General features: G+C 36.6%; 14 protein-coding genes. 11 read left to right on the top strand and 3 right to left on the bottom strand.

Annotation, left to right across the window (positions count from 1 at the left end):
* Positions 1–29 precede the first annotated feature (29 nt).
* Positions 30–737, top strand: a complete 708-nt coding sequence (locus AC1TO6_RS11225; RefSeq protein WP_482101683.1) for a DNA alkylation repair protein — start codon at positions 30–32, stop codon at positions 735–737.
* A gap of 153 nt (positions 738–890) precedes the next feature.
* Here the strand turns inward: AC1TO6_RS11225 and AC1TO6_RS11220 are convergent, their stop codons facing one another.
* Positions 891–1,409 carry a lipoprotein BA_5634 family protein gene (locus AC1TO6_RS11220; protein WP_482101682.1) on the bottom strand — a complete coding sequence of 173 codons (519 nt, stop codon included), beginning with the start codon at positions 1,407–1,409 and terminating at the stop codon, positions 891–893.
* Positions 1,410–2,058: 649 nt separating this feature from the next.
* Between AC1TO6_RS11220 and AC1TO6_RS11215 the strand changes: the two genes are divergently transcribed.
* The 10 genes from AC1TO6_RS11215 (at position 2,059) to AC1TO6_RS11170 (ending at position 12,091) form a co-directional block, all read left to right on the top strand.
* A complete protein-coding gene (locus tag AC1TO6_RS11215; RefSeq protein ID WP_482101681.1) occupies positions 2,059–2,706 on the top strand; it encodes a hypothetical protein in 648 nt (215 codons plus the stop codon).
* Positions 2,707–2,831: 125 nt separating this feature from the next.
* On the top strand, positions 2,832–3,302 hold the full coding sequence (locus tag AC1TO6_RS11210; RefSeq protein WP_482101680.1) for a GNAT family N-acetyltransferase: 471 nt from the start codon (positions 2,832–2,834) through the stop codon (positions 3,300–3,302).
* A 403-nt stretch (positions 3,303–3,705) separates the two neighbouring features.
* Positions 3,706–4,194: a hypothetical protein gene (locus AC1TO6_RS11205; RefSeq protein WP_482101679.1), complete on the top strand. Its 489-nt coding sequence runs from the start codon at positions 3,706–3,708 to the stop codon at positions 4,192–4,194.
* A gap of 261 nt (positions 4,195–4,455) precedes the next feature.
* Positions 4,456–4,896 carry a cell wall hydrolase gene (locus AC1TO6_RS11200; RefSeq protein ID WP_482101678.1) on the top strand — a complete coding sequence of 147 codons (441 nt, stop codon included), beginning with the start codon at positions 4,456–4,458 and terminating at the stop codon, positions 4,894–4,896.
* 330 nt (positions 4,897–5,226) lie between these two features.
* The gene (locus tag AC1TO6_RS11195; protein ID WP_482101677.1) at positions 5,227–5,841 is read left to right on the top strand and encodes an MEDS domain-containing protein; all 615 of its coding nucleotides are present in this window, start codon (positions 5,227–5,229) and stop codon (positions 5,839–5,841) included.
* Between the two features lie 131 nt (positions 5,842–5,972).
* Positions 5,973–6,449, top strand: a complete 477-nt coding sequence (locus tag AC1TO6_RS11190; RefSeq protein WP_482101676.1) for a DUF4306 domain-containing protein — start codon at positions 5,973–5,975, stop codon at positions 6,447–6,449.
* Between the two features lie 158 nt (positions 6,450–6,607).
* Entirely contained in the window at positions 6,608–8,764 is a 2,157-nt protein-coding gene (locus tag AC1TO6_RS11185) for a peptidoglycan D,D-transpeptidase FtsI family protein (RefSeq protein ID WP_482101675.1), read from the top strand.
* Between the two features lie 127 nt (positions 8,765–8,891).
* On the top strand, positions 8,892–9,590 hold the full coding sequence (locus AC1TO6_RS11180; protein ID WP_482101674.1) for a VOC family protein: 699 nt from the start codon (positions 8,892–8,894) through the stop codon (positions 9,588–9,590).
* 91 nt (positions 9,591–9,681) lie between these two features.
* Positions 9,682–10,218: a GNAT family N-acetyltransferase gene (locus AC1TO6_RS11175; protein ID WP_482101673.1), complete on the top strand. Its 537-nt coding sequence runs from the start codon at positions 9,682–9,684 to the stop codon at positions 10,216–10,218.
* Positions 10,219–10,531: 313 nt separating this feature from the next.
* Positions 10,532–12,091 (top strand): malate:quinone oxidoreductase, encoded by a 1,560-nt coding sequence (locus AC1TO6_RS11170; protein WP_482101672.1) that lies wholly within the window; start codon positions 10,532–10,534, stop codon positions 12,089–12,091.
* 133 nt (positions 12,092–12,224) lie between these two features.
* On the opposite strand, the gene AC1TO6_RS11165 is transcribed toward AC1TO6_RS11170, so the two are convergent.
* Together AC1TO6_RS11165 and AC1TO6_RS11160 are read right to left on the bottom strand one after the other, a co-directional pair.
* On the bottom strand, positions 12,225–12,374 hold the full coding sequence (locus tag AC1TO6_RS11165) for a hypothetical protein (protein ID WP_482101671.1): 150 nt from the start codon (positions 12,372–12,374) through the stop codon (positions 12,225–12,227).
* Positions 12,375–12,493: 119 nt separating this feature from the next.
* The gene (locus AC1TO6_RS11160; protein ID WP_482101670.1) at positions 12,494–13,039 is read right to left on the bottom strand and encodes an ECF transporter S component; all 546 of its coding nucleotides are present in this window, start codon (positions 13,037–13,039) and stop codon (positions 12,494–12,496) included.
* Positions 13,040–13,395 lie beyond the last annotated feature (356 nt).

The raw sequence follows: 13,395 nt of genomic DNA, 5'->3' as shown, positions 1-13,395 counted from the left end.
AAACTCTAAAAAGAAGGAAGTGCTAAACGATGAATTTAGAAATGGTTATGCAGGAGCTTGAAGCCCTTGGTAAGGAACGAATGAAAAAAATGTACATATCGAATGGTGCGCAAGAGCCGCTTTTTGGCGCGGGTACAGGCGCTATGAAACCAATCGTAAAGAAAATAAAAATTAATCAAGCTTTAGCTGAAGAGCTTTATGCGACAAGGAACTATGATGCAATGTACTTTGCAGGCATTATTGCAGACCCAAAAGCCATGACTGAGTCGGATTATGATCGTTGGATGGATGGGGCGTATTTTTATATGCTGTCCGATTATGTAGTGGCTGTAACTTTGTCAGAGTCAGATATTGCACAAGAAGTTGCTGATAAATGGATTGCAAGCGGTGAAGAGTTGAGAATGTCAGCGGGCTATAGTTGTTACTGTTGGCTTTTAGGGAATCGAAAGGACGTTGAATTTTCAGCAGTCAAAATTTCCGATATGCTTGATATAGTGAAAAATACGATTCACGATGCGCCAGAACGAACGAAATCCGCTATGAATAATTTTGTATACACTGTAGGTGTTTCCTATTTGCCGCTCCATGAAAAGGCAGTTAAGATCGCAAATGAAATAGGTATCGTAGAAGTCAAACGAGACAACAAAAAAAGCAGTCTTCTCAATGCTTCCGAAAGTATTCAAAAAATAGTCGATAAAGAAAAGATTGGTTTTAAACGCAAGTATGTAAGATGTTAAAAGTAGCCTCGCATCGAGAAACGTTTTTCAATTATCCAGAGCTTTGATCCAACGTAAGCGTCAAATAACGGCCACGCGTATGGCAGGTGGCCGTTATTTGCCGCTTACGTCTATTCTATAGGGTGCATTTTATGATGTAGAGTTCTTCCTTTTTCAGTCTTGTATTCGAACTAGATGTGCTTTTTCCACGTCATAACTTAATCCCTTGGCACTTGGATCTTTGTCATATTCTAATATAGCCAATGTTTTTTCCGTTCCTTTTAGAGAATCCCAATCATCATCATTTACTATTAAAAATAGATCCGTATATACTCTTCCTTCCCCAATGACCAAATTACCTTCATAGTTAATGTTTATATTTACATCCTCTATTTCTAATTCGTGTGATTTTTCCTTAGTGAAAAGCAATGCCTCGCCTTTAGCTACTTTCGAAAGAGATGAAATTGTTTTCGTTTTAGCTTTTTCTTGATTTGTTATTTCTGATATTAATTTTTTCTCTACAAGTGATTGAGCGGTTTCTTCTGTCAGGATCATGATTTTCTTATCATCATTTGTTAATATTTTAATTTTGTGCAATTCTTCTTCTACTAACTTATCCTTCTTTTTCTCCACAGCATTTAGAATTTCCTCTTCTTCCCCATACAGGATTACTCCATTTGCTTTTGCAAACATATTGCATCCTGTTAATGCTGTTACCGCCATAAGTGTTGTGAAAATAACCAGTATTGTTTTTTCATTTTGTTTATCGCCATTTCTATTTTATAACCATCTGTACTATTGATTTTATTAGAGGAGGCGCGCAAGTTTCTAGCCATCGCTTTAGATGACGTTCACATTACAATATTGCAACCTTGCATGTTACTGGAAAAAACTTTCACTAATAAGTTAATTTGGGGAAATTCGTTTTGACTGTATTAAAGCAGGGAGGAAGAACTTTACAGTGGACGGTAGCGTCATTGTATTAAGTTAAGCAGGGGTGAGATTATGGGCTTTTGGTATTTCTTACTATTACTTGTAGGATTATTTCTAGTAGTTAAGGGGCTACTTGGGAATAAAAAATACAGCCTGGTTTTAGTAGGACTATTATGTATTTCGTTCTCATTATTTATGTTTTCTCCAGGAAGTGCTGAAATCATTTCAGAGTTATTCAATTTAAATTAGCATGTAGAATAGATATTAAATTGATCAATGATAGCTATTTTTCACTAACAGATAGTTTACTTGGATAAATTATCGGAAGATTCGCTAACGGGTGCATTACTGGAACAAAATTCATGAATTTCTTTTTGTGGAAAGACTAAAAGGGGATAGAGGTGACTTTGTGAACAAATTTTTAAAAGTAACCCTTATTGTTTTCGGAGTGATTCTATTAGGAATAGCAATACTTGTAATTTCTTTTCTTCAGAGTATGAAGCCAGATAAAGATAAAGAAGAAAAGGTGAAAATTCAAGCAGAGGAATATTTAGAAGATAAATTTAATAATAACTTCGAGATATATGACATTTTGTATGATAATATGGGTAACTTTAATTTTGAATACGGTGCCAAGGTGCGGGATAAGAGAAATAATGTAACATTTTTTGTTTACTATAGCGAAGCTAAGGAAGAAATAGTGGACACTTACGCCGCTGATAAATGGGCAGATGATTTAGAACATGAAATAGGTCCTTACATTAAAGAAAAATTCGGAGAAATCACTGATTTTCACGTCTATTATGATGACGAAGTAGGAGATGAATTGGGTATTGATTCTGCTAATCCGGGGAGTTATAAAGATTTTAACGTTGCACCTACGATTCGTATTAATATCCCCCGAAAAAAGAGTAACGAGGATGAAAAACTCTTTAATGAGTTCATATCTTTTCTGGAAAGCGAAGACAAACTGCAACAGGGTACTGTTATTATCGGTTACGTCGCTGAAAATGGTGTGATATTGGAAGATGATGAGTGGAGTAAAGAATTTCAATAACATAGATGAGTGGGATTACTCAACTTAGGGATGCGTTTCTACAATAAGTGGAGACGCTTTTTCACTAACAAGTAAGCAAATTCTTGTTGAATAATACAGAATTCAAATATAAAGGAGGTTAAATAATGGGACTTATATTGGAAAAGGCAACTGAAAACGATGCACAAGCTATTTTTGATATTCAGGTAAAAGCCTTTATGCCTTTGTTACATAAATATGAGGATTACGAAACAAACCCAGCGAATGAAACTATCGAAAGAGTACTATCGAGAATAAATCAATATAATAGTGGTTTCTATAAGATATTTGCAGACGATACCCTTGTGGGAGCTATCTGTGTTTTTTGGAGAGAAGACGTTCAATTTTGGATTAGTCCTATGTTTATTTTGCCTACTCATCAAGGAAAAGGGATAGCTCAAAAGGTTTTAAATTTAATTGAAGATATGTTCCCCCAAGCAACTACTTGGGAATTAGCTACAATACTAGAGGAAGAACAAAATTGTTATTTATACGAAAAAATGGGTTATAGCAAAACAGGAGTCAGCAAGAAATTAAACGATAACGCAACTCTTATATTTTATAAAAAGGACTGTTAAAACACAAAATACCTTGTTAAGCCAACGGGCAGGTCACATACGAAATATGGGGGTGTTTACATTGAAGAATGGACGTAATGGCGGAATTATTTACTGGAAGCTGAATTTTAGAAAAAAGTTCATGAGGACTTTATGGCTGGTACCATTCAGTGTCGTGGTAATTATAATACTGTTCACTTATTCGGAATTACCCGTTCTATATAAAATAATATCAACCTCTGTATTAATAGTTGCTTTGCTTTTTCAATTAGTCTATACGTATTCTAAGTGGAAGAGAGAAAAACAATTAGACAAATGAATCATTACATTTTTTAAGCTGATGGTAGCGTTTCTAATAAGTAGAAACCCACTTTTACTAACAGGCAGGTTTATTTGAAGAAAAACGATTGTAAGGAGGGGGAAAGTGAAGAAGAAACTTTGGATTTCTGTTCTAATCTTAGGAGTAGCTATAGCCGTTTTCTATTCTATTGTGAAATTTAATCCGCCTTTAGAAATTGGTACTATTGCTTCGTCTGGAGATCGTAAATCAGTCGTTGTTGGAATTGGTAATAAAGGTTTTCGTGAAATTAAAGTATTAGACACTTCAGTGAACAACAATGAAGCACCATTAAAAACAAAAGTACAGGTTACTAACGCTTTACAAGGTTTCATCATATCGGATGATTATAATAATGAGGAATCAAAAGAGTATGGATTCAAAAGTTTAGAGGATGTATCTATTAAAGTGGGCACATCTCCATCTTCAAACTTAAAAAAATTAGATGCTGGCACAGCTTCTAAAAAGGATGAGATTTATGGGATTAGTGTTATTCATCATGAAGCTATAAATAAGGTTCATTTGAGGTATAGATATCTTGGGATTTCATTTAATGAAACTGTGTTCATCAATTAACGATGCAGGCAAGTTGGGGAAGGATGTTTAATCTGTGTTCAACAATCGATCAGATTTTTAGATATTAGCTAGCTTAAATAGAGATTAGTAAAATAGTTTCACGGATTTATCCCATGACATTTGTGAAGTATTGTACTTAAAGTAACAGGTGCAATTGCTCAATAAGAGCAAACGCTTCTTATGTTCAAGCGTCAGTTGAATAAAGTTGTAATAATGACATCATTGTATACTTTTATTCATACTATACCTTGGGGTGAAAAAATGGCGAGAGTAAAATACCGCGATTCAGACATTGACTTAATAGCAAGGATGATGAGAGCAGAAGCCGAGGCTGAAGGTAATCAAGGAATGTTATATGTTGGAAATGTAATCGTTAATCGTCTTGTGGCAGAATGTCCAGACTTTATAGATTTAAGATCAATTGAAGACGTCATTTTTCAAATACAAGGAGGAAACTATTCTTTTGAAGCTGTTCAAAAAGGGAATTTGTTTTATGAACGAGCGAGACCTAATGAAAAGAGATTAGCAAAACAGACTTTGCTTTACTGGAGAGACCATCCAGCGAAATATGCCCTTTGGTATTTTAATCCGTCTGGTCCATGTCCTCCAACATGGTATGATCAACCTTTTACTGGTCAGTTTAAACAACATTGTTTTTATGAACCACTAGCTGGAACATGTGAAAGTGTTTATAACGGTTAGGTTGTTTAGGAGCGATTGCTAATTCCCGAGGGTTAAGCTTTTGGTGTTAGAAATACAACGTTTATAGTCATAGATACTTGTAACTAGCTAACAAAACACGTTCCATTCAGTTATTGAATGAGACGTGTTATTTTCATTGTCTTTTACGATAGAGGAAAGAAAGAGGGAATACGGGAGATATCAGAATCATGTTAGTTGCTTTCGCTGATAACGGTTTGAATTGTTGGATTATTTAAATAATAATGCATATGTTATCTTGCAAATAGTGGGATTTAGTTTAAGATAGAATTATCAAAGTATATTTATAAAATAAATAAAGGAGGGATAAATGTGATTGAAATTTCAAATGATATTGCAAAAATAGAAATGAAAAGCAAAATGAATCAGTTGTTTGAGAACCCAAAAGATGTTCATCTTCATGTTTTATATAAGTACAATGGAATTGAAAATTATATTATACAGGTTTTGAATTATGTACAAGATGGCATTGCAGCAGGAGATTACGTGATTCTCATTGAGAATTCTCGAATATACCCTATTATTCAAAAAGAACTGAGCACTCGTTTAACAAAAGATCAAATGAAGTTCATACACTATGTAAATAGCCTGGAATTCTATTGGTCTAGTGGCAGCTATCATCCTCCTTCAATCGCTGAGTACTTTAGTAATACAATCCAGCCCTATTTGGAAAATGAAATTTCTTTCCGCGCATGGGCACATGTCGAGTGGGCCACTATGGAAGAGCCACTACATCTTATAGAAGACTTAGAGAAAATAGTAGACGAAGCTGTTAACCTGCTGGCGTTTCCATTAATTTGTGCGTACGAATCAAATAAAATGCCTGACTACCTCAAAACAATTTTGATGGAAACACACCCTTACGTGCTACTAGAAGACGATTTTATTGTCTCGGACCAATATCAGTCAGAGGATGATGTGAAATAAAACACGCTTTGGAAATTTTCCTAAGCGTGTTTTATTTTACAGTAGAATAGGATTTTTAAAGTGCATTGGTGACGGCCTGCTTCTTCAATTGTAAAAATATTAAATTTTAAAATATATTTGAGGTGTCGAAAGTGTCTATTAAAATTATTATCCAATTTGGTTTGGCTTCAATACTATTAATGCTTTCTACTGGGGCTGCCTGGTATGAAGGCAGTACGATATTGGAGAAACCGTGGGAATGGGAACATACTGCAATCTTTTCTCAAATGGTAAATGGACAAGTAGAAAACCTAACTGAAGTTTTACCGATTGACCATTTTGTATATGCTGCAAAATTTGCACCTACTTTTCCTTTACTTATGTTACTAAGTGCAACGTACCTCATAATCCTTATAGGATATATACTACTCAAACGTAAGGGTAGGATATTTTCGTACTTCTTATCTGGTATTGGCGCTTTGTTTTTGGTATTAAGTGGTTTCGTATCAAAATCTCCTACTGCTGGGTTGAAAATTTTTTTCGTTGGTTTTCTACTAATAGGAATATTAGCGTTAGCTATGGTATTGCTTAGATTCCTTAATAATAAGACTAAACTTACTTCTTCTTGAAATAACATGAGCATTAATTTAAGAATCGACAGCCTTTACAGGGCGGCCGATTCTCATTGAGTATTGGAGTAAAAAATTCCCTCAAACGTAAATATATGCTAGTTTTATATAATGCATGATATAATTCGAAATAAGTAATGGAGAATGAGGGGAGTATTATGAATAATCAGACGCGCAAGGCGAATCAGGCTAAAATAAGCCAACGAAAACATATCCCATTCCGGATGAACTTCCTGTTCTTTTCGATTTTTATCCTATTTTCATTGCTCATTTTCCGCCTTGGTTATTTACAAATCGTCAAAGGTGAGGAATATTCACGTGAGTTGGAAAAAACAGAAGAAATACCTGTCAACACAAGCGTGCCAAGGGGAAGAATTTTTGACCGCATGGGGCATATTCTGGTTGATAACGATCCTAAAAATGCCATTACATATACGAAAATGACGTCTACGAGTTCAGCAGATATGCTAAAAGTCGCTGAGAAACTTGCGGTCTTGATTGACCAAGAGACGAAAAGGATTACTACTGGGGATAGGAGAGACTTCTGGATTTTAAAGAATTCTGAGGCAGCGTCGAAAAAGGTTTCTATAAAGGAATTAGAGAAACTTGAAAAGGAAAGTACGCTTTCAAGGATCGAATTGCAGCGTGAGATTAATAGGCTAACACGTGAACGTATTACGGAAGAGGAAATTGATTCATTCACGGAAGAGGAGCTAGAAGTACTTGCGATTTACAGAGAAATGATGTCGGGCTATGCGTACTCCCCACAAATAGTGAAAAGTGGAAATGTGACGGACGAGGAATTCGCAACTGTATCTGAACGTCTAGGAGAGTTGCCAGGCGTAGATACAACGACAGATTGGGAACGTATGAGGAGATCAGACAATACGATTCTAGGGACAACTACGAGTCCCATTGAAGGTATTCCTAAATCTCGAGAGAATTATTTATTGGCACGGGACTATTCAAGAAATGACCGTGTTGGAAAAAGTTATATTGAGCAGTATTATGAAGACTTGTTAAAGGGACAAAAAACAATTGTTAAGAATATTAAAGATCGTAGCGGGCGTATCGTCGAAACGAAAACAATCAGAGAAGGCGAACCAGGCAAGGATCTTATTCTGACGATTGATAGCGAACTGCAACAGACACTTGAAAAAATTGTTTCGGATAAATTGTTGGAATTGAAAAGAGGCCCAAATACCGGAGAATTGAACAGGGCTTTCCTAGTCATGATGAATCCGAATAATGGTGAAGTTCTTTCTCTTGTAGGTAAGCAGGTTGTTACGAATCCAGAAACAGGAAAGCTCGAAATATGGGACTACGCATTTGGGACGTTCACTGCACTTCACGAAGCGGGATCAACAGTTAAGATGGCAACGATTCTTACGGGGTATCAGGAAAATTTGGTACGTATCGGTGAAACGAAGATAGATGAACCAATTAATATCGGTGGTGGTATTACAAAAAGATCACTGTTTAATCAAAACGGTAGAGTTTATGTAAATGATATTGAAGCAATCGGCAGGTCTTCGAACGTTTATATGTTCCGTACTGCATTGTCCATGGTGAATTCCCGAAATAGTTCTAAGGACTCGGGAAGTAATAGAAGAAATGCATATGATACATTCCGACAATCTTTTGCGTCTTTCGGACTTGGAACAAAAACCGGCATTGACTTACCGGGCGAGTCAGGCGGCCTGATTGGTGATAGTAATGAATTAGGTATTTTAATGGATTTAACCATTGGACAGTTCGACACTTATACAACACTTCAACTGGCTCAATTCGTCTCAACAATTGCAAATGGCGGTTATCGTATTGCTCCGAAAGTGTTAAAAGAAATGCGCGAACCATCTGAGGATGGTGAAATTCTAGGTCCGCTCATTCAAGAAACAGAGGTTAATATCTTAAATAAGATTCAGAATACGGATGCAGAAATTGATCAAATGAAGCGTGGTATGCATTACGTGTATTATGCACCTAAAGGGACGGCTTCTAAAATATTTGAAGGAAAAGCCTATGATGGAGCTGGGAAGACGGGGACGGCGCAGGCATTTAGCTCTGGAAAGGCGACAATCAACTTATCGCATGTCGGTTTTGCACCTTACGAAAATCCGGAAATTGCTTATGCAGTCCTTATCCCGAACATTACTACAAGGCCAGGAGATCACACGAGTGGCGCTCAAAATAAGATTGTCCAGCAAGCTGTAGACGAATATTTTAAACTGAAAGCAAAAAGGGCTAAAGAAGAAAATTCTACAACAGCCGAGCAACCAATAATAAAGGCTCCTAAAATAGAATCTGAAAAATAATAGTAGGGAAACCTGAATAATGGTTTCCCTACTATTTCAATAGATAAATAAGCGTAAAAAAAGTGGTCGCTATTTTACGCTTACTCTGCAGTAATTAAAGGTAGATATTCATAAGGGGGAATTTTTTATGGAGATAAAATTACTGACTTTACAAACAAATAAAATAGAAATGATGAAAGAATTTTATACGCAACATTTGGGTTTTTCAATTTGTGGGGAGAATCCAAATGGATTTCAAATTCAAGTAGGAACAAGTATTTTAGAATTTACTAATGAAAAAGTAGCAGGCGACCCCTATTATCATTTTGCATTTAATATACCCGCCAATCAATTTCAGGAAGCAAAGGAATGGTTGAAAGGAAAAACTACGCTTTTATTAGAAGAGGGAGAAGACGAGATAGATTTTGTATTTTGGTCTGCATCCGCTTGCTATTTTGAAGATCCAGCAGGAAATATAGTTGAACTTATTGCTCGGCATACTGTGAATCCAAATAGCGAAACGCCATTTTCAGTAAATAATATTTTGAATATCAGTGAAATTGGTTTAATTGTAAAAGATGCACCAAAGGTTGGAGAGGAATTGAAAAAAGTTAATATTTTTGAAAGAGATAGTGACCCTATTACAAATAATCTTTTAAATTTCATGCAAGAATATAATAATGGTGTTTTTCTTCTTCTAACTAGTATAGGTAGAAGATGGCTGTTCTCGGAAAAGAAATCAGTGATTTTCCCAATGACAATAACACTTGATAAACCATTAGTAATGGGTGTAGATGAAGAACATGAATTTTTCATTAGAAAAAATCATCATGAAGTCAATGTTTAACGAATTGTATTGCTCATTGGTAGGATTGTTTTAAGAAAATCTGTAACTGTCAGCAATGTCAGAATGGGGATTTGTATGGAGGGTATTATACATGGATGTATATATTGAAAAATTAAAAGTTACAGATGCCGAAGGTTTATATAAGTTTGAACTTGAAAATAGAACATTTTTCGAAGAAATGGTACCTTCTCGTGGAGATGACTACTATAACATTGAGATTTTTAAAAAAAGACACGAAGCTTTACTTGAAGAACAAGTTCAAGGAGGTTCGTATTTCTATTTAATTAAAGATAACGATAACGATAGTTCTATACTAGGAAGAATAAATTTAGTAGATATTGATAAATCTCAAAAAATCGGTCATCTCGGTTATAGGGTGGGGCAAGCGCATACTGGAAAAAGTATTGCCACTAGAGCATTGAAGTTATTATTAGAAATAGTAGATGACAAAGAAATAAAGCGAGTTAAAGCGAAAACAACAACTAACAATATAGCGTCTCAAAAAGTTCTAAACACCAATGGGTTCGAGAGGATCGCTACTGAGGGTGAAGAATTCGAAATGAATGGACAGAAGATAAACTTTGTTCATTATACTTGGACGATTGGAGTTTCGCCTCATTTGAACTAACTGTTGCGATTGCTCAATAATAAAAGCGGACCTTCTCTCATTGAATTCGAGAGCAAGCTCGGCTATTATCTATTTCATGAAATCCTACTCATGGCTAGTAAGCGTCAGCGTAGGCACATTTCAGCCAATTCGCTCAACTTACCTTCGCAGGAAATGATGAAATATGTCGCTTTTTCTGTATTTAATTTCTTTTAGGAAAACTTCTCCCTTTTTTATCTGTCGAAACTAGTCTATAATTAGGAAGGAATAGTATGTTTAATCATCGATGCATAATTAATATAGAGTGTGATACAGATTAATAGATACAAAAAAGGTGTGTGACGGGATTGTCCACGCTCTTTTTTGCAAATTCAAAATAAGGATGGATAAAATGAGTAGCCAAGAAACGAAAACAGACGTTATCTTAATTGGTGCTGGCATTATGAGTGCGACGTTAGGATCACTCTTGAAAGAGTTGGTACCGGACTGGAAAATCACCGTCTTTGAGAAACTTTCAAACGCCGGGGAGGAAAGCTCGAACGAATGGAATAATGCGGGGACGGGCCATGCTGCACTGTGCGAGCTGAACTACACAAGCGAAAAGCCCGACGGATCTATTGATATTAGTAAAGCGATAAAAATTAATGAAGAGTTTCAAATCTCCAAACAATTTTGGTCGTATTTGGTTGAGAAAAAACGAATCAGTAATCCAGAGGACTTTATCATGCCGTTGCCTCATATGAGTTTCGTACACGGTGAGAAAAATGTAAAGTTTCTAAAGAAACGTTTTGAAGCGATGTCAAACAATCCATTATTTCAAGAGATGGAATTTTCGGATGATCCTAAGAAACTAATGGAATGGCTTCCGCTTATTATGAAAGACCGGACAACCAATGAGCCGATTGCGGTTTCGAAAATTGACGCTGGAACGGATGTCAATTTTGGTGCGTTAACCAATAGCATGTTTGACCACTTAACGAGTCAAAACGTCGACATGCGCTACAGACAAAGCGTAGAGGATCTTAATCAGTTGAGCGATGGTTCATGGGAATTGAAAGTACGAAACGTTGATAATGGAAAAGTGGAACGCCATACTGCCAAATTCGTCTTTATTGGCGGCGGCGGAGGCAGCCTGCATTTACTACAAAAATCCGGAATTCCTGAAGGAAAAGGGATTGGGGGCTTCCCAGTAAGCGGCATGTTTATGGTTTGTAAAAATCCAGAAGTTTTGGCACAGCATCATGCGAAAGTATACGGGAAAGCTCCGGCGGGTGCACCACCAATGTCTGTTCCGCATCTTGACACACGATTCATCGACGATAAAAAATCGTTGCTGTTTGGACCGTTCGCGGGCTTCTCTCCGAAGTTTTTAAAAACCGGATCCATGATGGATTTATTAACTTCCGTAAAACCGAATAATGTCCTAACGATGTTATCGGCTGGCGTAAAAGAGATGTCTTTGACGAAATACTTGATTGAGCAAGTGATGTTATCGAAAGAAAAGCGCATGGAAGCTTTGCGAGAGTTTGTCCCGAACGCAAAAAGTGAGGATTGGGATTTAGTAGTAGCTGGCCAACGTGTACAAGTGATAAAGGATACGGAAAAGGGCGGCAAAGGTACGCTTCAATTTGGTACGGAACTGGTGAGTGCGGCAGATGGATCGATTGCTGCATTGCTCGGCGCTTCCCCGGGTGCGTCAACCGCCGTTCAGGTCATGCTTGACATCCTGGAGAAATGTTTCCCTGAACATATTGAAGAATGGCAACCGAAGATCAAGGAAATGATTCCTTCTTATGGCATGTCCCTAATGGAAAATCCAGAGCTTCTGCGCGAAATTCATGCTTCAACAGCGGAGTCGCTTGGTCTAAGTGAAAACGAGCCCGTTTATAGTTAAAATTGGTACCTCAGTTTAAAAAGACGCATTTCCGTATATACAACGGAAATGCGTCTTTTTTAGTTATTCAATATGAAAATTGTTGAACCAAATAAACAGTGCCTGTCACACATATGGTGAACAGGCACTGTTTTTATCGTTTTCTTTTGTTTTTCTTACCATCTAAATTTAGAAATTCGCTCTCGCTTGCAAACTCTACATCGTTTTTCGGCTTGGTATCGTATTTAGCGGCATTTCGTTGTTTCCCTTTATCCTTATTCTTGTTTTTGTTTTCCTCTGACATAACATGAACCTCCTTTTGCAGAAAGATTTCATCCTTTCTATTGTGTCCAAGGAGAAGCAATTTATGTCTGGGTGATGAAAATGAGTGCGCTCTTAGTCTTGCAAATAAATGCATTGTTCCTATTTAAAAACAGAAACTTTTTTCAGCAAAACACATACTGGAATGGCTACAATAATCCCTACAATATTTTGAACCAGGTTTCCGGGAATTGAAGCAAGTGGTATCACCCAGTTGCCGAAAAGAATCCGTTCACAAACGTAATAAACGCCCAACATAAAGGGAATTGAAGCGATTGTGGCTAGTAGATTGAAAGGAATACTTTTTCCTCTGCGGCTCAACGACCAAGCAATTGTCCCAACAATATATCCTTGCAACCCACGAGCCACAATGGTAAATGGTGCCCACAATGTCCAACCAGACACTAAGTCAAATAACCCCATACCGATAGCGCCAGCGAGTGCCGCTTTTTTAGGGCCAAAAAGAATTGCTACAATAAAGAGCATGGCTGTTCCAAGATGAACCAACCCGCCATTTGCCGCGATAGGTAGTCTGATATTTAAAGTAAGGGTTGCAACGAATACAAGTGCAATTAACATTGCTGTTATTACCATATCAAAAGTGCGTGATTTTGAATAACTTGTTGTAGTCGTTAGTGATGTTCTCATAGTCATAAAGCATCCCTTTCTTAGTGAAATCATTTTTGTATTCATAACTTTAGCAAATATCTGGACTATTGAAAAGTATCAATTTAGTGTAAAGCGTAGGGGTCAGTTTTTTAGATAGATCGAAAAATATGATTTTTGAATTAGATTGAGATGCTGTTTAATTTTAAATGCTATAGTTCGAAACGCTTTGGGAATTTGTGTAATCTTAGTGATTTCGTCCAATTCTATCTGTTTTTCTACTATAATAGTCATAGGTCTCATGCATGCGCGGGGACAGAAAAGAAAAGGAGACTGATTAAAATTCGAATTAATTGGAAGAAACTACTTTTTCTTATTGCAACTGTCTTCTTGCTGTT

The sequence above is a fragment of the Sporosarcina sp. Y352 genome (genome assembly GCF_056786535.1).
This window is presented reverse-complemented; position numbering and strand designations above follow the sequence as displayed.